The following is a 23,971-nucleotide window of genomic DNA, read 5'->3' as shown; positions in this document are numbered from 1 at the left end:
TTCATTATTGCTTCAGTTTATCTTTAAATACTTTTTTAAACTTCTCCAGTTCGGGCTGGATCACATATTTACAGTATGGTTGGCTGCCATTCTGGTTAAAATAGTTTTGATGATAGTCTTCGGCCTTGTAAAAAGCTTTGTATGGCACCACTTGTGTCACTATCGGATCTTTATAGGCTTTTTCGGCGTTCAGCTTCGTGATGTAATATTGGGCCTTTTGCTTTTGCCGGGCATTATGATAAAATATAGCCGACCGGTATTGTGTGCCTACATCATTACCCTGCCTGTTTAATTGCGTTGGGTCATGCGCCACAAAAAATGCAGCCAGCAACTCGTCATAGGTAATTTTTGCTGGGTCGTAGATGATATTGCAAGCTTCTGCATGACCGGTTGTACCAGTGCAAACCAACTCGTAGGATGGGTTGGCCACATGCCCGCCGGAAAATCCGGAGATCACTTTTTCAACCCCTTTTAATTGCTGAAATTTAGCTTCGGTGCACCAGAAGCACCCTGTAGCAAAAGTAGCGGTATCTAACACTTTTTTAGGGGCAGATGCCGAAACAGAAAAACAAGCCGTTAACAGTACAGCTATGAAACAAGTTATTTTTTTCATGTATAACATATAGGTTTTATACGATGCGTATTTGCAGTAACTAACGTAAAAAACACGGGGAGCGTTGAGCAAAATTACCATATTAATGCTTTGTGATAGTTGTTTGACAAAACATGCTGTTTTACTTCGAAAGAATAATGGAAATTTAAAACATTTTGAGATTTTGCTAATTGTATCAATATCAATTAACCAATTAAAATTTCCGTCATGAAACATGCATTCATTTTTGGGACTACCATATTTTTGTGCGAGCAAAATACGCTTACTTATAGCGATGGGCTTAGTAATATTGAGTTTTTGAGGATCCTTTCATTTTATAATGAGCAAAAGGGCAAAGTGCTTACCATCGAGGCCAATATTAACGCTCCTAACGGCGAAACGATCAGGATAAGTGCTAATACCAATGAAAACGGCGCTGATATACGCCTTGATGTAACTAAAGGCCGTGTTAAGATATTTCAACCCGGACACGCGGAGCCTGTACTGGATGTGTATCAGTTCGATCCGCATGAATACAGCGGTTTATCAAGCCATGTGCTGAATGAGATCCACGCGCAGCATCCTGACCGTGTACTAACCATTAAAGGAAATTTCTTTGTTGGCGGAGCGCATTTCCTGATAGAGAACGAAAAGATGTTCATAGATAATAATGGCTATGCCAACGGTGTAGTGAATGCGCATAATGGGATAATACTATCGGCTGCTGTGGCGTGAAACAGCATTGAATTTAACCGATTGTCGCCCTGAGTAGGGTTTATTTGCGCACAAATGATCGCATTGCAGATGACTTTTTTGTATCTGATAATCAGCATATTGCCAACTTGTCAATGGCAGCGATAGCACAAGATCTTCTTCGATAAGCAAAACTGCTATACAGGGCGAAGAAGATGCTTCGTTCCCACCCATGACAACTTAAAACGGGTGTCATGGGTAGCCCGTCGAAGCATGGCGTGAGATGCATCGGTAAAGCCGGACAGTCGAGATGCTTAACTTAGCAAATCAATGGACAAGAAAAAGTCAAGCCGCCGTGTTTACGATGCGGATTTTAGGTCGGATGTATTGAAGATGGTTTTTAGTGGTCGTTCGGTTGTGGACGTGGCCGCTTCGTTGGGGATCAGGGAGAATTTGATCCACAAATGGAAAAGCCGTTATAAAGAAACAACGGGATCATCGGCGCTGAAATCGCCAGGGTCAGAAACGCCGATTGTATCGGTAGAAGAATATGAACGAATGAAGGTACGTCTGCGAGAAGTGGAGCAGGAAAGGGATATCTTAAAAAAAGCATTGGGCATTTTCAGCCGGACAACTTAAAGCAGGTGTACGCTTTTATTTTATCACAGGAGCTGTTTTTTCCGGTGATAAGGATGTGTGATGTATTATCGGTGAGCAGGAGCTGTTACTATGCCTATCGTAAGCAGGATGAGCAGGCTGAATGCTCAGTTCAAAAGAAGATCGAAGCGCAGGTAGTTGAAGCCTTCCGGTTACATAAACACCGTTATGGTATCCGTAGGTTAGTCCCGGAGTTGTCAGACCAGGGATTAAAGATAGGTCATTACCGGGTACGGCGTATCTTACATCAAAATGGATTGAAAGCGATTCAACCCAGATCATTTGTGCCCCGGACAACAGATAGCCGACATCCATATCCAATCAGCCCCAACCGGTTGAAAGACAGGTTACCGCCATCAGGGATAGACCAGATATGGGTTGGCGATATCACCTATATCCCGCTAAGAGAAGGATCCTGGTGCTATCTGGCGGTATGGATGGATCTGTTTTCCCGCAGAGTGATCGGGTGGCAGTTGTTGCACCACATGAAAGAGGCCCTTGTACTGGAGGCGTTTCAGAAGGCCTATAGCAATCGTAAAGCTGATAAGGGGTTGATCGTTCATTCAGATCGTGGCGGACAATATGCAGGGAATATATTCCGCCGATGGCTTGCCAGGTGTCATGTACTACAAAGCATGAGCGATGCGGACAATCCGTATGACAATGCTTTTATGGAATCGTACTTCTCCCGGTTTAAAGCCGAGCTATTGCAGGACGGCTCTTTTGAAAATATAGAAAATGCCCGCAGCGAGATATTTGAATATATTGAAATGTACTATAACCCTATCCGAAGACATTCAGCCTTAGGCTATATCAGCCCGATGGCGTTTGAGCGAAAGGCAAGTTATCCACAAAAAGCGGAGGCCCGATAAAAAGAAAAAAGAAGCAAAAAAAGAAAAACGTGTTGAAATATGGAAAACTCTCCGAGTTTCCCACATTTCAACACCACAAACAAACAACAAGTTATTTATTTTTACTTTTATAAATCATGACAGATCAACTGTCCGGATAAACCATCACACCCCAGCGGGCAGGCCTCTGCGCACGGGTCTTCGACAGGCTCAGACTGACAGGCCATCTTTTGTCATTTCACCTTCAGAGGCCTCCGGGTTTAAACACTCAGCATCACAATCTATTAAATTCTACTCAAACACACTCTTCGCCTTCTTAATAGTTTTTTCCAGGTCGATGCCTTTTGCCAGTACACCTTTAAAAAGGTCGCCGGTTTCTTTAAGGCGGTCGATGGAATTAAAAATGGTAAAATCTTTCATGGTGAGCCCAGGTTTCACTTCGTCCCAATGCAGGGGCATAGAAACAGTAGCGCCCGGTTTAGGTCTTAAGGAATACGGCCCCGCTACGGTAGCTCCCGGACGGTTCTGCAGAAAATCAAGGTACATTTTACCATTTCGCTTGGCTACCATACGTTCCAAACTTGTATAATCGGGAATTTGCTTATGAACAATGCCCACCACGAGCCGCGCAAACATCTGTGACTGATCATAATCATACTTCGCGCCCAACGGGATATAAATATGCATCCCTGTTGATCCCGATGTTTTACAGTATGAAGGTACATCTATAGCGTCAAGCACTTTTTTACCTCCAAAGCGGCCGCAATAACCTGGTCGAACGTATTTTTATCCGGATCGAGGTCGATCACGCAGTAATCAGGATTATCCGGCGATTGTACCCGGCTAAACCAGGGGTTCATTTCAATACATCCCAGTGATGCCATCCATAGTAAATAAGATTCATCAGAACCTACCAGATATTCTTTATGTTCCCCTTCGCTGGTGGTGTAAGGGAAAGTTTTAGTAATCCAATCGGGTGCTTTACCTTTCACATCCTTTTGGTAAAAACTTGGCCCATGAATGCCATTAGGAAACCTGTTGAGCGACATAGGCCTATCCTTTAAATAAGGTAAAATATATTCAGCGACCTGGTAATAGTAGTTGAACATATCCCGCTTGGTTACACCATCTTCGGGCCAGTAAACTTTGCTCAGGTGTGTAAATTTGAGCTCATGTCCGCAAATTTTGCGTACCTGGGTTTCATCTTTAGGATTAAGAAGGGTTTTCCGGTCAGTATTTTTCACGGGCTTAATGGCTTTAGCGTGTGTATCATTATCAGCTCCTTCGGCTTCCTCAACGGTTTCGGCGGTATGTTTCGGAGTTTCCAGTACAACATCTTTTGTTTTTTTATCGCTACGCATCCCTTTAAAAGAGGCTTGCCTGAACACTCCATCATTGGTCACTTCAGCAAATGCCACCTCGCAAACCAATTCGGGTTTAAGCCAGGTGGGTTTGGCCCCTAATCGCTGCGGCCTGAACCTTGACGGCTTATCCACATCAGGCTCCACTTCAAACGGACTTTTATCGGTAATAAGCGGCTTAAACTGTTCCATCATTTCTTTCTGCAGTTTATCAGAAAAGCCTGTACCCACTTTACCGGCATACTGTAGTTTACCCTTATCATCATATAAAGCAAGCACCAGCGCGCTGAACGATTTGGAAGTGCCCGCATTTTTGGTAAAGCCGGCAATGATCACTTCCTGCCTGCGTTGCACTTTTATTTTAAGCCACTCTTTTGAGCGAAGATCGGAAGTATAAACACTGCTGGCTTTTTTAGCGATGATACCTTCCAGTCCAATCCTTTCGGCGGCGTTAAAAAATTCGATCCCACCTGTATCAAAAACTTTGCTTTGACGGATGCGGTCATCATTGGTGGGAAGAACCGCACTTAAGATAGCCTGGCGTTGTTTAAGGGGCAATCCCATCAGGTTTTTACCCTCATACCAAAGGATATCGAAAACATAATAAACCAAATTGCCATCGGCCTCGCTCCGCCAGTTTTGCAGCGCTCCAAAATCGGAAACACCTTTATCATTCAATACCAGGATCTCGCCATCAATTACAGCATTGATCTGCCAGTCTTTCAGTAATTTATTAATTGGATAATATTTATCAAAAGGAAGATTATTACGGGAGATCAGCTCCGCTCCTTTCTTGTCGATCACGGCAATGGCCCTGTAGCCATCCCATTTAACCTCGTAAAGCCAATCGGGGTCATCAAAAGGCTCGTCTACAAGGGTGGCCTTCATTGGCTTTATCTTAGTTGGCGCTTTTGATTCAGGTGCTTTTTTTAGTAGTTGTTCAACATCAAAATCCTCCGTATCATTAGTGTCCACTTTCTTTTCCAGTTGTTCAACGGGTTCGTTCAGGACTTTTTTTACCTGTTTTTTCAGGCTTTTCTACATCCTCTTCATGCCCGTGCTGCCAAACCTTTTCGCTGGTTTTTTCCATATTTTCAATGGTTTTTCCAGAAAGAATAGATTTATCTTTTTTGGTAATATCTTTAACCGACGCAAATTGATCATTGTGCTTAATGAGCAGCCAGCCGTTTTCGCCCATACCATGAGTTTTAACAAGGGCATATTCACCCTCCAGCTTCTCGCCATGCAGTTTGATCTTTACCGACCCTGCCTCGAGTTGTTTAAGCAGGTGTTTTTCCTGGGCTTTTTTGCCTTTGATCTCTTCAATGGGCTCATAAGTACCCTCATCCCAAACTATAACGGTACCGCCGCCATACTCACCTTTGGGGATCAGGCCTTCAAAATTCCGGTAGTCAAATGGATGATCCTCAACCATCATAGCAAGGCGCTTGACCTTAGGATCGGTTGAGGGGCCTTTGGGTATGGCCCAGCTTTTAAGTACACCATCCATTTCAAGCCTGAAATCATAGTGTAAACGCGAAGCATCATGCTTTTGGATCACAAACATCAGGTGGTCTTTGTCCTTGCTCCTCCCCGCTTTGGGCTCACGGGTTTTGCTAAAATCGCGTTTTTCTGCATACTTTTCCAGGCTCATAGTGGTGCTATTTGTTGTTCAAAAATTTGGCTACCGCGACGGCTGAATTCCCAACGGCACGTACCGCTGTTTTTAACCTTTCCGGGCGAACTCCAAATTTGTTTGCCCAATACTCAACCTCATAATTTTCGCTGGTATTGATGATGCTGTTGTCATGCAATCCCGCTTTGTTCCCGTTGTTCATGATTAGTTTTATGATTGATATATTAACAGATCGGCCAATTAAAGGTTTGATTATTAATTAATAAATTATTGTACTAAAATTTATTAATCAGCAGATGGTTACTCCCACCCATCACTTTGGTCGGCGTAGTTTGGCATCATCATGTAAACCAGTACAGCAAGGCAGGCAAGCAATACCAAGCGGGTTACCCAGAATATAAACGTTTCCATAGTTATTTTTTTAGATATTTTAATTTGGTTTGCTGTGTAAAACTTAAGCATACCGCGTGCCATTTTACAACTATTTAAATACCAACAGGTTACATCAATACCACTAATTAAAATTCACCATATTTCGAGTATCGACGATTGTTTAACGATTATTAGTGATAAACACCCGCCCTTTTATTGATGCTACAAACAGTTTTTAAATCGCATTCAGGACAGTTTCAAACAACAAAGCCTGAGAAGTTTCGCTTCCCAGGCTTTTAGATAAAACGCTTAAAAGAATGTTACGATCAGGCTTTTATGTTTTGCCTGCCGGCCTTATGCCCTATTGTAGAATAAAAAAGGATAAACAGGTAAATAGGAATAAGCAAAATATAGGCAGACTGCGCCGAAAACTTTTCCGAAAAATAACCATAGAGCGGGGGCAAAACAGCGCCACCTGCAATGCCCATAACCAATAATGAAGATGCTATTTTAGTAAAGCGGCCTAAACCGGCCAATGCCAGCGGCCATATAGCAGGCCACATTAACGAATTGGCCAAACCAAGCAATGCAATACAAAATACCGATGCGTAGCCGTGGGTTAACAATGTTGCAATGGTTAAAATGAGACCCAAAATTGCCGAAGCTACCAACGCTTTTTGTTGTGTGATAAGTTTCGGGATACAGAAAACACCAACCAGGTAACCAACGATCATGGAGATCAAAGTACATGATGTAAAAAATTTAGCTGTTGATAATGGGATATGTTGAGAAGTGCCGTAAAGTGAAATTGAATCGCCGGCAATAACTTCGGCACCTACATAAACAAACAGGGTTGCTACGCCAAGCATCAAATGCGGAAACTGTACAATACTTGTTTTATTGGTATTTGCGGCAGCTACGGTTTCGTCTTCATGCTCGGTGTTGATCTCGGGTAATGATGAAAAATAAATAAGGATGGCCAGCAAAATCAAAACTACCACCATGATACTGTAGGGCATAATCACCCTTGATGCCAGCTCATTTAACTCCAGTGCTTTTTCTGTTGCACTTAAAGTTTTAAGCTTTTCGGTTATCGAATCAATATTGGCGAGTACTACAGTACCCAAAATAACAGGTGCTAAAGCGCCGGCGATCTTGTTACAGATCCCCATGATACTGATCCGCCGGGCAGCAGTTTCGGCAGGCCCCAAAATAGTGATATAGGGGTTTGAAGCGGTTTGCAGCACGGTTAGCCCAGTGCCCTGAACAAACAAGCCAATTAAAAATATCCCGTAAGTACGGGTCATTGCAGCGGGGATAAATATCAATGCACCTATTGCCATTACAAACAAGCCTATGGCCATCCCGTTTTTAAATCCAAACTTTTTGATGGTTTTTCCGGCGGGAATACCCATAACAACGTAAGCAATATAAAAAGCTGTAGTTACAAAATATGCTTCCTTGGTAGTCAGCTCGCACGCTATTTTTAAGTAGGGAATGAGTGTTCCGTTCATCCAGGTTACAAAACCAAAAATGAAAAATAAAGCACCGATAATTACAATTGGGTTTATCGCTGATCTTTTTACCGGCGATTCGATTACTGAACTTGTTGCCTGGGCCATAGTATATTATTTTATTTAGAGGTATTTTATTTTAAATGAATTTTACCGTACCAAAAAACTGCGACAAATGAAAATCAGGTACGGGGCTATCTATGTTGCTCCAGCTTATAAAATGCGGTTCGGGCAGGTCATCGCCGCATTTAAAAAAGTTTGCCCGGCTGGTTATGCCATTCAATGTTTGAATATCATGATAAATAAAAACATCAAAAGGAACCAGCAACGTTAACTCCCATTTATTAAAACTGGCTAAATCTTCAGCCCAATTTATCTTACTTAATACTTTTATGCCACTCACCGTATCATTAGGTACAGCCAGCCTTCCATTGCGGTCTTTACCAAAGCCAACCAATGCAGTCCCGAGGGCATTAAATTCCAGGTTGTAGTAATTTTGGTCATCGGCAAAACTTATAAAAAACTCCACGCAGCTATCTTTATAAACCGGATCATTTACAGCTTTATAAGTTACCTGTGTATATTGTTCCTCTACAAAATATTTTAGGGCTACACCGTTTTTGACATGAGCTATTGAAAAATTAACTGATGGAAAATATTGGGTATCGCTCCATAAAAGATTATCGATAGCGTACTTTTCTCCTTTTTCGAGTAAAACCGATAGCTCATCAAGGTTATTTTCATTGTAAGTACCCGGAATAAAGGGGGCGTAAACTTCCTTCACTGTTATTTTATAAAATGTTTAGTTTCAAATTATCAAAAGCGCATTCCAAATCAATGATTCATGCAGAATTAACAGGCTAATGTTAATTTTTCTACCAAAATAAACAAAAAGTTTATAAATTTTTTAATAATCTAAATTTACTTATTAAAAAAATATAAAAACTTTTCAATCCTCGTGCTTACCGGAGAACCACCTGCAATTTCTCTTTCAGTTCTACTTTATAATTAGCTACCTTGTACTAACCAATTTGTTATGAAAAGAAAAACTTTCATTCGATTAAGTACTACCTTGATGGCGTCTCCCTTATTATCATCATTCGAATCATTCGCGCAACAACCCCGCCTGCAAAACTGGTCGGGTAATTTAACTTACAGCACAGGCAATGTATTTTACCCAAAATCGGTTGAAGAGGTACAGCAGCTCATTAATAAGTACGATAAAATAAAAGCATTGGGCACCAGGCATTGCTTTAATAATATCGCAGACAGTAAAGATAACCTGCTCTCCACGCGCGACCTGAACAAAGTGGTATCCATCGACAAGCAAAATCATACAGTTACGGTTGAAGGAGGTATAAAATACGGCGAGCTTGCCCCGCATCTCGATAAAGAGGGCTTTGCGCTGCATAACCTCGCCTCGTTGCCCCATATATCAGTAGCCGGCTCAATTACAACGGCAACACATGGCTCGGGCGTAAAAAACGGTAACCTATCAAGCGCAGTAGTGGGGCTGGAAATTGTTAAAGCCGATGGCAGTATCGTTCATCTTTCAAAAGCAAAAGATGCGATAAAGCTAAATGCGGCCGTGGTTGGGCTTGGAGCATTGGGTGTAATCACCAAAGTTACCCTGCAAATACAACCAACTTACATGATGAAACAGCATGTATTTACAGGCTTGCCTATGAGCGAGCTAAAGCAGCATTTTGAAAAAATTGTTTCGGCCGGGTATAGTGTTAGCCTGTTTACCGACTGGCAAAGTGACGATATTAACGAAGTTTGGATAAAAAGCCGGATGGGTACCGATAAAGACGAAAACCTGAAGGAATTTTACGGAGCAAAAGCAGCTACAAAAAACCTGCACCCAATTATAGGGCTCTCTGCCGAAAACTGCACCGATCAAATGGGCGTTCCGGGGCCATGGTATGAGCGGTTGCCGCATTTTAAAATGGGCTTTACACCAAGCAGCGGAAAGGAGCTACAATCAGAGTTTTTTGTGCCTTTTGATCATGCCGTTGAAGCTATCGAAGCAGTGGCGCGATTAGGGAAGCAGATTGGCCCTCATCTTTTCATCACCGAGATCCGCACCATTGCCGCCGATGACCTGTGGATGAGCCCTGCCCATAATCAAAAATCGGTGGCTATCCATTTTACCTGGAAACAGGAAACAGAAGCTGTGTTGAAATTGCTCCCTCAAATTGAACAGGAGCTTTCTCCGTTTAAAGCAAAACCACACTGGGGTAAAATCTTTACCATCCCTGCTAAAACATTAGCAGCACGTTACGAAAAGATGGATGCTTTTAAAGCTCTGGTAGCCGAATACGATCCGCATGGAAAATTCAGAAACCAATTTTTAGCAAACGAGCTTTATACTTCCTGAAATCAATGGGCTAAGGCTGCAGCTAATTAAAAAATCAATTTATTAGCTTTTAGCCTTATGCTTTTTGCTTTAAGCTTTTCGAAAAAACTTATGGCTGCTGCCTGCGCGGGCGTTTTGCTCTTACCGGGGCCGCAGCCTCCTGCTGTTCATAGCGGTTATTTTCGCGCGGAAAGCGGGGCTTATTGTAACCTTGTGGTTTTACCTTGTTAAAACCGGGCTTAGGTTTTGAAAATTGCTGCTTTTGTTGCGGCTGGTGCTTTTGTTCTGCTATCCTCACGCTTATCTCACGCTCATCGATAGTAGCACCATTCATAGCGTCAATTGCCCGTTGAGCGCCTGCCTCATCAGTCATTTCTAAAAAACCATAACCTTTACTAATGCCGCTGTCTTTATCGGTAATTATCCGCACGGTGCTTACCGTGCCATAAGCACTGAACAGTTCAACAAGTTCAATTTCTTCCATGTCCCGCGGAAAACCCACGATAAAAAGCTTAATCATACTCTACCAAGTAATTGCAATAGGTAACCAGTCAGCAAATATAGTGCACAAAAATGGTTTAGCCTATTGCTTAACCACCTGTTAAAGGCTTATTTACAAAAAAAGCGTTCCGGATATTATCCCGGAACGCTTTTTCACACTAATTGTGTAGTAAATCGCTTTGGATTATTTCCATTCAAACCTCTTTAGCGTCTTAAATATTATCTCAACTCATAATCAATCCCTTGCCCTTTATTTAGCTACTTAAGCTGCATATATATACACGAGCATTATCACTGTGGATCGATGCTATTCAAAGGATTGATATAGTATCGGTATCGCTCGAGAATTCACGGCTTGATTTTTTCTTTTACCGTTGCTGTTAACACCTCGCACTATTGGTTAACTGGTGAAAATTGCTGATAAAATTACCCATAGTTCCTCAATATTGTAATGCCTGGTTAAAACTTATTAAACGCTGCTTAATTATTTTGCCTTGCGGATATAAAGACTGCCGAAGGTGGTTTTCATCAATAATTCGGGACCGCCGCCGGCTATTTTCCCGTAAACCCAATCCTCCATTTTCAGGCTGTACATTCCTTTTTCACCGGTATTTTTGGTAACAACCGGTTTGCGCTGCTCGGTAACCACATCAAAATCGGTGAATATATCACCCTGATCTGATTTTAACTTTACATTGGCCTTAAGGCTTGCCGGGAACGTAACATCAACCTTGCCGTTGAGCGTTGAAAATGCCATGGCCGCTTTTGCATCAATGCTTTTAAAGCTAACCTCAACATTGCCATTAACCGTATTGGCCACAACAGATCCTGATATATTATTTAGTTTGATATAGCCATTAACATTCCGTATTTCCAGGTCGCCGCTCAGATTGCTGGCATTGATGTTACCATTATTTACAGTGGACAATTTAACGCTGGTACTATTCATGGGTACTTTAATAGTCAAATTAGTAGTTTTATTAGGGCTGCCATGAACGTTTACCTGGTTATTGTTTTCCTGGGCTTGTACATCCAGGTTGCTCCCGGCCGATAAACGCCTCATTCCGCCCGGTGCCGGTTCCTTTTCACGGTGTTTTCTTTCTTCAGCCTGGGCATCAATAATAATATCCTTACCCTCATAACCTGTTATGGTTATTGAACCATTAATCAGTCCAACTTCCAGTTTATATGGCTTTCCCGGATCACTTAACGGCACAACTAACTGCCCTTTTTCACCGTCCTGCGCCCAAAGCCTCGTGCTTAACAGCGCAGTTAGTAGTAATATACCTGTAAATCTTATCGTTTTCATGTTGTTATTTTTTATTGTTGTTTTTTGATATAAATATTGCCGTTAAGTGTTTCAAACTTAAATAGCTTTCCGCCTGCCCCTATACGTACGCCATTATTTTTACTAAGCTTGTAAGTAGTGCTGCTGCCGCTTTTTGATTCAGTTTTACTTACTCTTGCAGGCAAAATCTCTGCATCCGGAAAATCGGTATAAAACTGTCCGTTCATACTTTTAAATTCAAGATCAGCTGCCAGGTTAGCCGGGTAAGTTACTTCAAGCTTACCATTAAGTGTATAATAGCTTGAAGCATCGGGTGGCACCGAGAGGTAAGTTACATTAAGCGGCCCGTTAATGGTATGTGCGCTGGTTGTACCTTTGGCATTGGCAATGGTTATGCCGCCGTTTACATTGTTTACTTTTAATGCCCCATATACATCATTAACTTCAATGTTACCATCGTTTACGGTTGATACGCACAGGTTTATACCATAGGGCACTTTAACAGTATACTCTAATTTTACCGTATAATCTATATGATGACGATCCTCTCGGTTCCAGTTGCGGCGTGGGCGGGTATCGTAGGGTTCGGCCGTGTAAGCGATAATACTATCAGCCTTTTGATCAAATCCCAGTTTAACTTCTTTTTACCGGTTTCTACATCACCAGCGCTTTTGCCCCGGATGGTTTCATCTACCTCAATTGATACCTGGTTGCCTGAATATCCCTGCACGGTTATAGAGCCCCAAATATTGTAAATGGCCAGCGTAGTGCCCGAAGCCGCTCCCTGCAAAGTGAATTGCTTACTGATATGCTCTTTATAATCCTGGGCATGGGCCGAAATTTGGGCAAGGCAAAGCCCCAGACCTGCTAAAACAGGTAATAGTGATCTTTTCATGATTTGGTTTATTTTTAAATAAGTTGGGTTATCGTTTGTTTGATTTTATCGCGAACGCCATTATCAAGGCCTTTTTGTTTCAGTAGTTCTTTAAATGATTTTACTGATCGTTTTTCCTGCAGTTTCAGCATGACATCAGCAATGGCCAGTTGCATCAGCGGCGAATCCTGCTCAACTATTGATTTGATGAGGCCTTCCCTTACTTCCGGGTAACCGGTAAGGTGTGTCAGCGCATCAAGCGTGCTCAGGCGTACATTTACATTGGGGTCGTTGTTCAGCGTAGCCAGTAAAGCATCTATCACCTGCTTATCTGCATGCTTGATCTCGCTGGTATAGCTTACCCCCTGATCCGCTCGGAGGCTGATGGATTTTCAAGCAGGGCCAGCATCATGGTTTGTTTAAGCTCATGCACCTGCGAGCTTAGGGCTTTCAGTTGTTTATCCTGGTCATCACTTTTGCTTTTACCGAAAAACAGGTAGCCTGCGCCGACTAAAATCACAACCATTGCCAGGTTATAGGCCATGGGCCAGCGTGGCTGCCACTCCCAGATCCGGCTTACCTGGTATTTAATATCAGCCCACAAACTCCTTTGCTCTTTTACAGATTCCTTGTAGGTATCCAGCATGGCATAAAACTTCACGCCCATATTGGCCGATGGTTCGGGCGTTTCGATTTGGCCCATTGCATCCCACATTTGCTGAAGTCCCTGCAGCTCTTCGCGACAATTGGCACAGCCTGCAATATGTCGCTCTAAAGCCCCACTTTCTTCAGGACTTAACTCTTTGTTTATCCAACCGGTAAACAGTTCCTCATATAGCTCACATTTCATCTTATACTGTTTTATCGTTCCATTTTTACATAAATACTTTTAAGCTCCTGCATGGCCCGGTGGATGCGCACTTTTACTGTGCCTTCGGTCATGCCCAGTATTTCGGCTATCTCCTGGCATTTTAGTTCCTGGAAACGGCTCAGGGCCAAAATCTCGCGCTGGCTTTCACTTAACTTTTCCATGGCACGATGTAGCTCAGCCTTAGCTTGCTTTTTTCAAATTGTTCATCCGGCACCAGGCCCCCTGCCATGGTTTCAGCCGCTTCCACGCCCTCGTGTTGTACCTGCTGTTTGTTTTTGCGCCAGTGATCTTTTAAAACATTGCGGGCGATAGAGTACATCCAGTGGATATATTCGCCGGTGCCGGTAAACGTGTGCCGGTATTTGAGCATTTTGTAAAAAACCTGCTGTACCATGTCCTCACTTAGTTCGCGCTGGTAGGTCATGTGGAACAGAAAGCCATACAACTGCCGATTGTAGCGTTCAAAGAGCATACCCATCCTGTCAAGGTCGCCGGCTTTCACCTTTAGCATAATGGCATTGTCTGTAAGCGTATTCAATCAGTTTGTAATTATGTAATATACCTTAAGTACTTCAGCGGCGTAAAATGGTTACAGAAAATTTTTATTTTTTTGGAGGATGCAATTGGCGATCAAACTTAACAGAAATTTAAACCAAACAGGCAATTGGTTTGAAGTGTAATTAACTAACTTTATAATAACAATTAAAACCATAACATCATGACCACCACCGAAGTAGCAGCAAAATTAGTTCAGTATTGCCGCGAAGGCAATCATACCCAGGCTATTGATGAGCTTTATGCAGATAATATTGTGAGCCGGGAGCCAAAAGGTTCGCCAATGGAGCTTACTGAAGGTAAAGAGGCAGTTAAAGGCAAAACAGAATATTGGTATGCCTCGGTTCAGGAGATTCACAGCGGCGAGGTATCTGACCCGATTGTTACCGGTAATTTTTTCGCGGTAACCATGGATATGGATGTTACCTATAAAGAAGGTGGCCGTATGCCAATGAATGAAATTGCGGTTTATGAAGTGAAAGACGGAAAAATTATAGCCGAGCAGTTTTTTTATAATATGGGCTAAGCGCACCTAACCAATAATAAATGACAAAGGCCTTCGCTCTCCGCAAAGGCCTTTTGTTTTTATCTTCGGAGCAATAAAGATCACTATTCCATTGAGCGGATAATACCCAGCTCAAGCCCTCTTAATTCGGCAAGGCCACGCAGCCTGCCAATGGCCGAATAACCGGGATTAGTTTTCTTTTTAAGGTCATCAAGCATCTGGTGACCATGATCGGGGCGCATAGGGATACTTAATTTACGTTGTTTCATTACCTGCACCAACTCTTTTACCACAGCGTACATATCCACATCGCCTTCCAGGTGGTTATCCTCATAAAAATCGCCAAACTCATTGCGGCGGGTGCTGCGCAGGTGGATGAAGTTGATCCTGTCGCCAAATTGTTTTACCATGGCTGGCAGGTCATTATCCGATCTTACTCCGTATGAACCTGTGCAAAAGCATAAACCATTGTTTAATGAAGGTACAGCCTCAATAAGCGCGTTGATATGTTCGGCGGTGCTCACTACCCTTGGTAGGCCTAAAATGGCATATGGAGGATCGTCCGGGTGGATAACCATTTTTATATTATTGGCATCGGCAACCGGGATAACCTGCTGCAGGAAAAAGATCAGGTTTTGCCTCAGCCTTTCCGCATCAATGCCGTCATAGGCAGCAAGGGCGTCCCTGAATTTATCCAGCGTAAAGCTTTCTTCGCTACCGGGCAGGCCGGCTATTATATTGCGCTGAAGTAGTTGCTTGTCATCATCGCTCATGCCACCAAAACGGGCTTTGGCACGGGCAAGTTCATCGGCGGTATACTCCTGTTCGGCCCCTTCTCTTTTGAGCATAAATACGTCGAAAGCTATAAATGCAGCATTTTCAAAGCGGAGGGCCTTTGAGCCGTCTTCAACTGTAAAAGCGAGATCGGTACGCGTCCAATCCAGTACAGGCATAAAGTTATAGGTAACGATATGGATCCCGCAGGCGGCCAGGTTTTGCAGGCTTTGTTTATAGTTTTCGATGTATTGCAGGTAGTCTCCGGTTTGGGTTTTGATGGCTTCATGAACGGGTACGCTTTCAACTACGTCCCAGGTAAGCCCGGCAGCTTCAATGATCGCCTTGCGCTCGTTAATGGCCTCAATTGTCCATACCTGGCCATTGGGTACCTGGTGCAGGGCGCTTACTACGCCTGTACATCCCGCCTGCCTGATATCGGCCAAACTTACAGGATCATTAGGGCCATACCAACGCATCGTGTTGATCATACTGAAGGCATTGCTTGTATTGGTATCACTCATTTTATATAGTAGTAGATTTAATATTCAAAAACAGGGTGTTCAATTTTAGAAAGGTTGAACACTTCAAAAAAAGCCAATATTGATAATCAAGCACTTAAGTGTTCAAAATATTACAGCAAAATAACTAAAGCACTAATAATCAACAAAATAACATTTAATAACTTATTTCATTGAACACCTGATTTTTAAAAATTGAACACTGACACAGCCATGTCAGTAAACACATATCAAGCTGCAATTATCACGCGCCAATAATCGTTATATTTTTTTAATAGCCTAACAGGTAATTACAAATAATTTTGTGTGCTGGTTGAGCTTTGAGCAATCTCACATTCAATCCTTTCATTATGCAGCGCGATCCTTACGGCAGGTAAAAGAAATTATTGTTATCAAACTTGCATCGTCGCGCTCTTGGCCGCGCGGGGCCAGGTACTTTTGTCTTGATACAAAAGTACCCAAAAATCAAGTCAGCAGGGAGGCTTCTTTGCGCTCACCCACTCCACAGCCCGTCGCGCCGGCCTTTGCCCTGCAAAACGGGCAGAACCACGGGCTGCAATTATTTTGCCCCGCTACGCTCGCGCTTTCCCAATGCTTCTGCAAAAACTTGCTATGCCCCTTCCTGCGCTCAAGGCCACTATTGTTCTGCCCGCTTTCACCCGAAGCTTACCTGCTGACGGAAAAGTGCTTTTTTCAACGGCCCATGTTGAGCCAATCGAAGCATGGTGCGCAAGGCCTTTGCGCGCGACCCTTCGACTGGCTGCCATTGACAAGTGTACAATATACTGATTATCAGACGCAAAAAAATGTCATCTGCAATGCGATCATTTGTGAACAAATAAACCCCTACTCAGGGTGACAAGCCCCTCTCTTGGTTTACGCCCAATCAAAATCAACCACCCTGCCATTCAGTTTCCATTTGGTTGGCAACATGGTTTCCATCCAATCTAATGGCTGGCCCTGTGGCTGTACTTTGGCGGCTTGTGCGAAAGCCGTTTTTACTGCTTTCTTTTGATCTTCGCCCATGGCTTCGGGCTGACCGGAGATGAACAGCGGCGCGCCACTTTCGGCTAATAATTGCAGCCACTGCTTGTTCCTTTTCCATTCAATATCTTTAGTAAGACCTACGCAATCGCCATCTACTGCATAAAAGGCATTGTGCTGCGGCAGGCGGAAAGCGAGCGTGTTAACGCCCATTTTACGGGTACGCGCCCATTCATGACCACTGGTATCATCGCCGATACGGCAAAGTTCAAACACCCCGGCCGACAGGTGGCTCATCGTATTACAACCAATCACATAAATGCCATCACCCGCGGCTTCACGGATGGAGCGGTACAGGTGCAGGATGATTTCGGCGTTGGTTTTTGTCCTGTCGTTAAAATGCCAGCCCGGCGAAGTAAAGCTGTCCTTCATATCAAAACCCCAGCGGCCTGCTATGTCATAAGTGGTAAAATCATGCTTTACCATTTCGTATCCCCATTGCTTGTACACATCAAAATTATGTTTAATACGGGCTATATTTTCGGGGATGGTTGGATCGAGTACCGGATTTTTCGGGTCATCCCTGCCGGGGACCTTTGGCGCCAGTAAGCTGGTCTTCTCATCATGCTTAGCACAAAGCGGACGCATCCACAGGCCGGGGCGCATACCCAATTTTTTGATCTCATCACCCAGCGCATGCATATCCTTAAACTTATCGTTTGGCTTTGAAAAGTCATCGTTCCAGCCGCCGTCACCGGGTAATAACGGCGAATAAGTGGCCCAACCGGCATCTATAACCGAAAAAGGTTTATTACTATGATCGGTAACCAGTTCGGCCATCATAGCGGTGGTTTTTTTGATCAGTTCGGCCGAGTTGTTTCCGTAAGCAAAGTACCAGTCGTTAATCCCGTATACCGGTTGCTTTGGAATGCGCGGCTTTTCGCACATCATTTTACAAAAGCGATGGGTTGCAGCAAAAGTATTCTCTCCTGTTTTAGCATTGGTGGTTATAACATCCGCAGCATGCAGTTGCCTGTCGCCCAGCAGCACCCCCACACCACCCGAAGTTGTATCCAGGGTAAGTTCAATGCTGTCATTATTTACGCCCCACCAGCAAATACTATTAGCACCGGTTTTTACCCCGAAGCAGGCCGTTTGCTTATCATCATGAATAATTACATACCACGGATTTTTAATGCCTGCAGCTATAGTTTTCCATTGCAGGTCGCCATAAGAACGTTCCCAATGATCGCCCAGGAACTTGGCTGATGCAGCAGTATTGTGTTTCCACTTTAATCTTATCGCGTTTAATTCCTGTTTTGGCGATGAAACGAATACGCCAAGTGCATTGCCATTAGTTTTCAAGCTTACGCTTATTTCTTTATTAGCGTAGTGAGATCCGTTTGACGCAGTAAGCTTAACCCAATCGGTACCGGATTGAGCCCAAACCTCATCAGGGGCGTTCATCATCGCGGCTCCGTTCAGGGCCGAATAAGTAAGCTTGCTAAAAAGCATTGCAGCGCCCGTGGCTGCAGAAATTTTGATAAAATGCCGTCTTTGCATAGTAGATGTAATTGCAGTGATTATCTGTTAAGGTAACATTTAAATTGGTTTACAACGTTACTAAAAGGATTAAGCAAAAACTAATACAATGTTGAATTTTTATTGAAGTTACCCAACCAACTCATCTTGACTGCTTTTTCAACGGCGGCCGGAGGCCGCTTGATAGTTGCCGCTCGGCTGGGGCCGAGCGGCGGCGAAATGCAATTGGATTTTTGGGTAGAGACGCATAGTTGCGTCTCTCATAGGACAAGCGGCTTTCCTCGTCGTTTTTTACTTGCCGTAATTTGCATTAGGGAGACGCAATTATGCGTCTCTACAATTAAAACAATTGAATTTAAACAGTTTATCTGTGAAACATAAAGGCCGAATCAAAAATAAACCACAAACTCCGTTTGCCTTTCAGCCACCGTTTTTAACGAAAACTCAAAGCCATGGTTCAGCATGATTTCACGTACCAGGGTTAAGCCTATCCCCTGCCCGTCTTTTTTGGTGCTGAAGAAGGGAGTAAACAGGTTGGCATTTTGTTCGGCTGAGATACCTTTGCCGGTATCAGTGATAACGAGCTTTTTTCTTTGAGGTTGATGGTAAAGGTTACTGATCCCTGGTCATCAATAGCTTCAATAGCGTTTTTTACAATGTTAATGAATGCCTGCTCCAGTTGTTGTTCATCAGCCATAATATTAACCGGTTCTTCGGGTAAATGAAGGACTAATGCCACATTTTTTTCTTTGGCACGGATATTCATCAGCTTTACTACCGATGCTAAGAGCTTTTGCAATACAACCGGTTGTTTGTTGGCCGGCGGCAGTTTCACCAAATCGGCAAAATTGCGCATGAATAAGTTAAGGTTTTGGTTCCTATCCATTGCAACCTGCAAGGCATCTTTTATCGGATCGAAATCATGACCGGCCCAAAGCTGATCGGTTTTCATGGCCGATTGCATGATGGAATTAACCGGGCCTATGGTATTATTAACTTCATGTGCCATCATCCTGATCACTTTACCATAAACCTTCTTCTCAGCTGCCAGGATCTCAGCGGTCAAATCCTCCAGCATAATAAAATGGCGCGAAAATCCCCGGTCGATAAAATGCGATTTTTGGAGTTTGAATGAATTGATCCCATCCAGCTTAACCACTATGGTTTCACCCGATTTAAGGGCTTTGATCTGTGCGAAGAGCGGGTGTTTCAATTCTCCTATCAGTTCACCTATCAGGTCTTTTGCGCTCATGTTCAGCGCCTGCAGCGCCTTAGGGTTTACCTGTTGCACACGGTCATCAAAATCAAGGATGATGATACCTGTTGGCGAAGTGTGGATGAGCTTTTCTAAAAAGAAATGCTGCTGTTCCTGTCGTGTCCGTTCGGTTCTTAGCTCGTCCATCATTTGGTTATAAACATCAATCAGCGCGTCAACCTCGTGCTTGCCGGTTGAAAGGAATTTCACATTAAAATCTTTATCTTTAATAGCCTCAACGCCCTGCATCAGCATTTTTAGTGGCTGAATGAGCTGCCGGTAAAGCTGCACGGCAATTACCGAAGAGATGATCACAACCACCTCCGATATGATAAAATAGATCTTGTTATCGTTGAAAATAAAATAAGTAAGCACCAGGGTTAGCAGGTGCAGGATCACTACGAATAAAATGTATTTAGTCCTCAGCTTCATCGTACGGGATCTGGTATTTCTCGAGCCGCCGGTACAGGGCGCTGCGCGTAAGCCCTAAAGCAGCGGCGGCCTTGCTTATCTTGTTTTTATGATGATCTAAAGCCCGTTTTATCATCTCTACTTCAACCTCTTCTAAAGTTAAAGTACCCACCCCCGGCAACTGGATATTTCCTTTTTTAACTGGTGATAATTCCAATTGCGACCGGAAGTCATCGATACTCAGTTCATCCCTGCGGCTCACCAAAATGGAGCGCTCCACCAGGTTTTTCAACTGCCGTATATTGCCCGGTAAAGGCAACTGCTGTAACCACTTCATAGCCGATGGTGCTACCGACAAATTGGGCCGGTTATAGATCTGCTTCAAGTTATTAATAAAAAAGCTAACCAGCAATGGAATATCCTTCGGCCGCTCGCGCAGGGCGGGCAGGTAAACAGTGATCAGGTTGATTCGGTACAGCAAATCCTCGCGAAAAGTACCCCGGGCCACCATCTCGTTAAGGTTTTTATTTGTGGCGCAAACCACACGCGTATCAACGGTTTTGGTGCGACTGCTGCCCAATACTTCATAGGTGCGGTCCTGCAATACGCGGAGCAGCTTTACCTGGCTGCCGGCATCCAGGTCGCCTATTTCATCTAAAAAAATGGTGCCTTTATTTGCCATTTCAAAGCGGCCTATCCTGTCAAACCGTGCATCAGTAAACGCTCCGCGGATATGGCCGAACATTTCGCTTTCAAACAACGATGTTGAGATGCCCCCAAGGTTTACTTTAATAAACGGCTTATTACGACGCAGGCTATTTTGGTGAATGGCCTCGGCTATCAGCTCTTTACCTGTGCCGCTTTCGCCCATGATCAGCACCGATGCATCGGTCGAGGCTACCCGGCCAATGGTTTCCAGGATATCGAGCATCCGGGGATCTTCGCCTACAATATTTTCAAAGTTGTAGGTTTTATCCAGTTGCTTACGGGTATGGTGCTCGGTCTTTTTATCCTGCAGATCGAGCAGGGTTTTAACTGATTGAATAAGGTACTCGTTATTCCACGGCTTATTGATGAAATCATTGGCGCCCAGTTTCATACCTTTAACTGCCAATTCAATGCTCCCCCAGCCGGTGATCAGGATCACGGGGATAGCGCTGTTAAAAGCTTTGATCTTTGCAAGCAGTTCCATTCCCTCCTGCCCTGATGTATCTATCGAAAAATTAAGATCTAAAATGACCAACTCAGGAGCCTTTTTCTTAATGATCTTAAGGGCTTCGGCAGGCTCATCGGTACCTGCAGCATCATACCCCTCGCTTTTTAGCAGCAGGATCAGCGAGGTGCGTACGGCAATATCATCATCAATAACCAATATCATAACAAGCGGTCAATATCGTAATTATTCTTCGTGTAAAGCAACAGCCGGGTAAATAGCCGCGGCCTGTTTGCCGGGGTAAAGCGAACAAATGAGCACCAGCAGGTAAACAAACAAAACAGATATTAATATCCCTTCGATATAAACAATTGCAGGCAAATCAAAAACGTTTAGCAATGGAAACTGGGCCGCGAAAAAGGTCCCGATAATAAGGGCCAGCGTTGCCAGGATCATAGATTCGGACACTAATTGGGCTGATACCGCGCCACCTGTAGCACCAATGGCCCGGCGTAAACCTATCTCTCCCCTGCGCTTATTAATATTATACCACAATACGCCAAACAGGCCCAGCGCCACGTTAATCACCAGGAATGTGCTCACGATAGCCAATATGATCATAGGCACCAAAGCAAAGTAGTTAGCATCGGTTCGTTTACTGGCAAGGTGTTCAATTTCGATATTGGCATTTTTCATATCGTTGGCCATTGTTTTGTACAATTTACCTTCAAAGGCAGCATCGGCACCATGATCAACCTTTACCAGGATCTTATCGAGCCATCGGAATGAGCCTGTATCCGTTCTGAAATACATACCCGGCCCTGGGTTTAAATAATCCCCATTCTTTTTAATAGTTTGAATTACCCCGACTACCTTAAACTTGTTTTTATCATCATCGTTGCCTAAAAGTTTCCCAACAGCAGGTTCTTTACCAAACGTAGCTTCCTTTAAAGCAGCATCAATAATGATACTTTTGTTTTTGCCAACCACATCTTCCTTATCAAACCAGCGCCCTTCCAATAAAGTAACATTCATTACTTTTTGATAGTAATCTTCAACAGTAAAATTATTAAGATGTTGAACGTGCTTACCCCTGAAAGTCAACCCGCTTTCGTTTGTTCGTGATGAAAACGGAATATTGCCGCTAACAAAAGTGATTTCTTTTATATGGGGTAATGATTTTATTGTTTTGCGAAGCGTTTCGTAATAAAGATTAAGTGAATCCACATTTTTGGTTTGGTATGAATTGTTATAATTAATAACCCATACATCCTGGTAATCAAAACCCATGGGCTTTTTGTAATTGTTATAGTAATACATCATAAGTGTAAATACCGCAAACAATACCAGGAAGGATACCAGCATCTCGGTAATGAGCAGAAAGTTCTGCTTCTTTTTATTCCAGATGAGTTTAAATAAATGCTTGAACATAATATTTTGATTTAAAAGTAAATGACCATTAAGCTTTTAATGCCGTAACCACGTTCAGTTTTGACATGCGCCAGGCCGGATAAACACCTGATAGTAGACCAAAAACAAGACAAACCAGCAAGCCTATAAATAAAACCGTAAAGTTGATGCTTAGCTCAAGATTGGCTATAAGATTAGCGTTATTGATCGCAGAAAGCACAATCAGCGATAGAACAATCCCAATTAAGCCGCCCAATAAAGTAAGTATCAGGTTTTCGACAATAAACTGGTAAACCAATGTTTTTGACGAGGCACCAAAAGCCTTCCGTACGCCAATTTCTGACGAACGTTCCATAATACGGGTGATATTGATGTTAACCAGGTTAAGTGTTGGCAGCAGGGTAAATATGAATACAAATATGCTTATGGCCGTGACTACTATGAATACGCCAGAATGTTCTTCGTTTCCGGTATCAACATAACTCCTGAAAAAAGTGTTGGCATGGCTGTAAAGGTGTTTAAATTCCTTTCGCTCAACAGGCACCCGTTTTATAATATTCTCATATTCGGCCTTCATTTTGGGGACATCCCCTGGCGAGTTGGCAAGCAAAATGCCCAGATAACCGCCCAGATAACCTTTGCTTTTATAATCTTCTTTTGATACGGTATACGGCAGGTAGATATCGCTGTAAAGCATGTAATTAGTTACCGGTACGTTCTTAACAACACCAATTACCCTGTAATTCACGTTATCTGCCTCAATGTACTTACCTACCACCTGTGTTACATCGCCAAAGTATTGCCGTTTCATATCTTCTGATATGATAGCTACACGATCTGCATTGCTTACCTGCTGCTTATTAAACGGTTTCCCTTCTGTAAAATCGTAATCCAGCACATCCCAGTAATCGGCATTGGTGTATTTGAAGTTTACAGCTATCTTTTTATTGTTGACATAGGTATTGGTTCCCTTAAACATAGATGATATGGCAACCTTTACAGGGGTTTTCATCATGCTCGTATAATGGCTTAAAAAATAATAAGATAAGGTACTCGACATCATATTATTATCCCCCGACTCCTGGATCCGGGTAATATACAATGACCTGTCACGCTTTTTATCCGGGTAGTTATCACCAATTACCTTATCAATAAAAGCTGTTAAAACTATCAGGATGGTAAGCGTAAAACTAATCCCGAACAAGCTGATAAACGTAAAAAACTTACGGCGCTTGAGTACCGCTATGGCTATTTTAAAATAATTTTTTAGCATAACTTTAATTTTAAAACCG

22 protein-coding genes and 2 pseudogenes are annotated in these 23,971 nt (G+C 43.2%); 5 read left to right on the top strand and 19 right to left on the bottom strand.

Annotation, left to right across the window (positions count from 1 at the left end):
• Positions 1-4 precede the first annotated feature (4 nt).
• Positions 5-613, bottom strand: a complete 609-nt coding sequence (gene msrA / locus ACRQ5D_RS20305; protein WP_090526174.1) for a peptide-methionine (S)-S-oxide reductase MsrA — start codon at positions 611-613, stop codon at positions 5-7.
• Between the two features lie 207 nt (positions 614-820).
• Here msrA and ACRQ5D_RS20300 point away from each other — a divergent pair, with 207 nt between their 5' ends.
• The 3 genes from ACRQ5D_RS20300 (at position 821) to ACRQ5D_RS20290 (ending at position 2,814) form a co-directional block, all read left to right on the top strand.
• Complete coding sequence (locus tag ACRQ5D_RS20300; protein ID WP_091168283.1) at positions 821-1,327, top strand: hypothetical protein; 507 nt, start codon at positions 821-823, stop codon at positions 1,325-1,327.
• Between the two features lie 288 nt (positions 1,328-1,615).
• Entirely contained in the window at positions 1,616-1,924 is a 309-nt protein-coding gene (locus ACRQ5D_RS20295; RefSeq protein ID WP_143020740.1) for a transposase, read from the top strand.
• A 5-nt stretch (positions 1,925-1,929) separates the two neighbouring features.
• A complete protein-coding gene (locus ACRQ5D_RS20290) occupies positions 1,930-2,814 on the top strand; it encodes an IS3 family transposase (RefSeq protein ID WP_431198369.1) in 885 nt (294 codons plus the stop codon).
• A 270-nt stretch (positions 2,815-3,084) separates the two neighbouring features.
• On the opposite strand, the pseudogene ligD reads toward ACRQ5D_RS20290, so the two are convergent.
• From ligD to ACRQ5D_RS20270, 4 genes and pseudogenes are all read right to left on the bottom strand, one after another.
• Positions 3,085-5,808: pseudogene (gene ligD / locus ACRQ5D_RS20285) on the bottom strand (DNA ligase D).
• A gap of 7 nt (positions 5,809-5,815) precedes the next feature.
• Entirely contained in the window at positions 5,816-5,992 is a 177-nt protein-coding gene (locus tag ACRQ5D_RS20280) for a DUF3606 domain-containing protein (RefSeq protein ID WP_091175355.1), read from the bottom strand.
• Positions 5,993-6,488: 496 nt separating this feature from the next.
• Positions 6,489-7,784 (bottom strand): sugar MFS transporter, encoded by a 1,296-nt coding sequence (locus ACRQ5D_RS20275; protein ID WP_091175357.1) that lies wholly within the window; start codon positions 7,782-7,784, stop codon positions 6,489-6,491.
• Positions 7,785-7,815: 31 nt separating this feature from the next.
• Positions 7,816-8,460, bottom strand: a complete 645-nt coding sequence (locus ACRQ5D_RS20270; RefSeq protein ID WP_176844579.1) for a carbohydrate-binding family 9-like protein — start codon at positions 8,458-8,460, stop codon at positions 7,816-7,818.
• Positions 8,461-8,712: 252 nt separating this feature from the next.
• On the opposite strand from ACRQ5D_RS20270, the gene ACRQ5D_RS20265 reads away from it, so the two are divergent.
• Complete coding sequence (locus tag ACRQ5D_RS20265; RefSeq protein WP_091175361.1) at positions 8,713-10,056, top strand: FAD-binding protein; 1,344 nt, start codon at positions 8,713-8,715, stop codon at positions 10,054-10,056.
• 88 nt (positions 10,057-10,144) lie between these two features.
• On the opposite strand, the gene ACRQ5D_RS20260 is transcribed toward ACRQ5D_RS20265, so the two are convergent.
• The 7 genes and pseudogenes from ACRQ5D_RS20260 to ACRQ5D_RS20230 all read right to left on the bottom strand — a co-directional run bounded on the left by ACRQ5D_RS20260 (position 10,145) and on the right by ACRQ5D_RS20230 (position 13,993).
• The gene (locus ACRQ5D_RS20260; RefSeq protein ID WP_091175364.1) at positions 10,145-10,555 is read right to left on the bottom strand and encodes an RNA recognition motif domain-containing protein; all 411 of its coding nucleotides are present in this window, start codon (positions 10,553-10,555) and stop codon (positions 10,145-10,147) included.
• A gap of 465 nt (positions 10,556-11,020) precedes the next feature.
• A complete protein-coding gene (locus tag ACRQ5D_RS20255) occupies positions 11,021-11,845 on the bottom strand; it encodes a DUF4097 family beta strand repeat-containing protein (RefSeq protein ID WP_091175366.1) in 825 nt (274 codons plus the stop codon).
• 11 nt (positions 11,846-11,856) lie between these two features.
• Positions 11,857-12,321, bottom strand: coding sequence for a hypothetical protein (locus ACRQ5D_RS20250; protein WP_432326393.1), 465 nt, complete (start codon positions 12,319-12,321; stop codon positions 11,857-11,859).
• Positions 12,322-12,353: 32 nt separating this feature from the next.
• Positions 12,354-12,719 carry a hypothetical protein gene (locus ACRQ5D_RS20245; RefSeq protein WP_432326391.1) on the bottom strand — a complete coding sequence of 122 codons (366 nt, stop codon included), beginning with the start codon at positions 12,717-12,719 and terminating at the stop codon, positions 12,354-12,356.
• Positions 12,720-12,733: 14 nt separating this feature from the next.
• Positions 12,734-13,021: a HEAT repeat domain-containing protein gene (locus ACRQ5D_RS20240; RefSeq protein ID WP_431200274.1), complete on the bottom strand. Its 288-nt coding sequence runs from the start codon at positions 13,019-13,021 to the stop codon at positions 12,734-12,736.
• Positions 13,022-13,056: 35 nt separating this feature from the next.
• A complete protein-coding gene (locus ACRQ5D_RS20235) occupies positions 13,057-13,548 on the bottom strand; it encodes an anti-sigma factor family protein (RefSeq protein WP_432326389.1) in 492 nt (163 codons plus the stop codon).
• Between the two features lie 11 nt (positions 13,549-13,559).
• Positions 13,560-13,993: pseudogene (locus ACRQ5D_RS20230) on the bottom strand (RNA polymerase sigma factor).
• A 294-nt stretch (positions 13,994-14,287) separates the two neighbouring features.
• Here ACRQ5D_RS20230 and ACRQ5D_RS20225 point away from each other — a divergent pair.
• Positions 14,288-14,650, top strand: a complete 363-nt coding sequence (locus tag ACRQ5D_RS20225; protein WP_091175378.1) for a nuclear transport factor 2 family protein — start codon at positions 14,288-14,290, stop codon at positions 14,648-14,650.
• Positions 14,651-14,733: 83 nt separating this feature from the next.
• On the opposite strand, the gene uxuA is transcribed toward ACRQ5D_RS20225, so the two are convergent.
• The 7 genes from uxuA to ACRQ5D_RS20190 all read right to left on the bottom strand — a co-directional run bounded on the left by uxuA (position 14,734) and on the right by ACRQ5D_RS20190 (position 23,952).
• The gene (uxuA, locus tag ACRQ5D_RS20220; protein WP_256337561.1) at positions 14,734-15,927 is read right to left on the bottom strand and encodes a mannonate dehydratase; all 1,194 of its coding nucleotides are present in this window, start codon (positions 15,925-15,927) and stop codon (positions 14,734-14,736) included.
• A gap of 873 nt (positions 15,928-16,800) precedes the next feature.
• The gene (locus ACRQ5D_RS20215; RefSeq protein WP_091175383.1) at positions 16,801-18,471 is read right to left on the bottom strand and encodes a hypothetical protein; all 1,671 of its coding nucleotides are present in this window, start codon (positions 18,469-18,471) and stop codon (positions 16,801-16,803) included.
• 368 nt (positions 18,472-18,839) lie between these two features.
• On the bottom strand, positions 18,840-19,007 hold the full coding sequence (locus ACRQ5D_RS20210) for an ATP-binding protein (protein WP_432329817.1): 168 nt from the start codon (positions 19,005-19,007) through the stop codon (positions 18,840-18,842).
• Positions 18,938-20,137: a sensor histidine kinase gene (locus tag ACRQ5D_RS20205; RefSeq protein ID WP_432326387.1), complete on the bottom strand. Its 1,200-nt coding sequence runs from the start codon at positions 20,135-20,137 to the stop codon at positions 18,938-18,940. The genes ACRQ5D_RS20210 and ACRQ5D_RS20205 overlap by 70 nt, the downstream gene beginning before the upstream one ends.
• Positions 20,121-21,494: a sigma-54-dependent transcriptional regulator gene (locus ACRQ5D_RS20200; RefSeq protein ID WP_091175388.1), complete on the bottom strand. Its 1,374-nt coding sequence runs from the start codon at positions 21,492-21,494 to the stop codon at positions 20,121-20,123. The genes ACRQ5D_RS20205 and ACRQ5D_RS20200 overlap by 17 nt, the downstream gene beginning before the upstream one ends.
• Before the next feature lie 21 nt (positions 21,495-21,515).
• Entirely contained in the window at positions 21,516-22,700 is a 1,185-nt protein-coding gene (locus ACRQ5D_RS20195; protein WP_091175390.1) for an ABC transporter permease, read from the bottom strand.
• Between the two features lie 28 nt (positions 22,701-22,728).
• Positions 22,729-23,952 (bottom strand): ABC transporter permease, encoded by a 1,224-nt coding sequence (locus tag ACRQ5D_RS20190; protein ID WP_091175392.1) that lies wholly within the window; start codon positions 23,950-23,952, stop codon positions 22,729-22,731.
• Positions 23,953-23,971 lie beyond the last annotated feature (19 nt).

Source organism: Mucilaginibacter sp. P25, assembly GCF_050859465.1.
In the GTDB taxonomy this organism is placed as follows: domain Bacteria; phylum Bacteroidota; class Bacteroidia; order Sphingobacteriales; family Sphingobacteriaceae; genus Mucilaginibacter; species Mucilaginibacter gossypii.
This window is presented reverse-complemented; position numbering and strand designations above follow the sequence as displayed.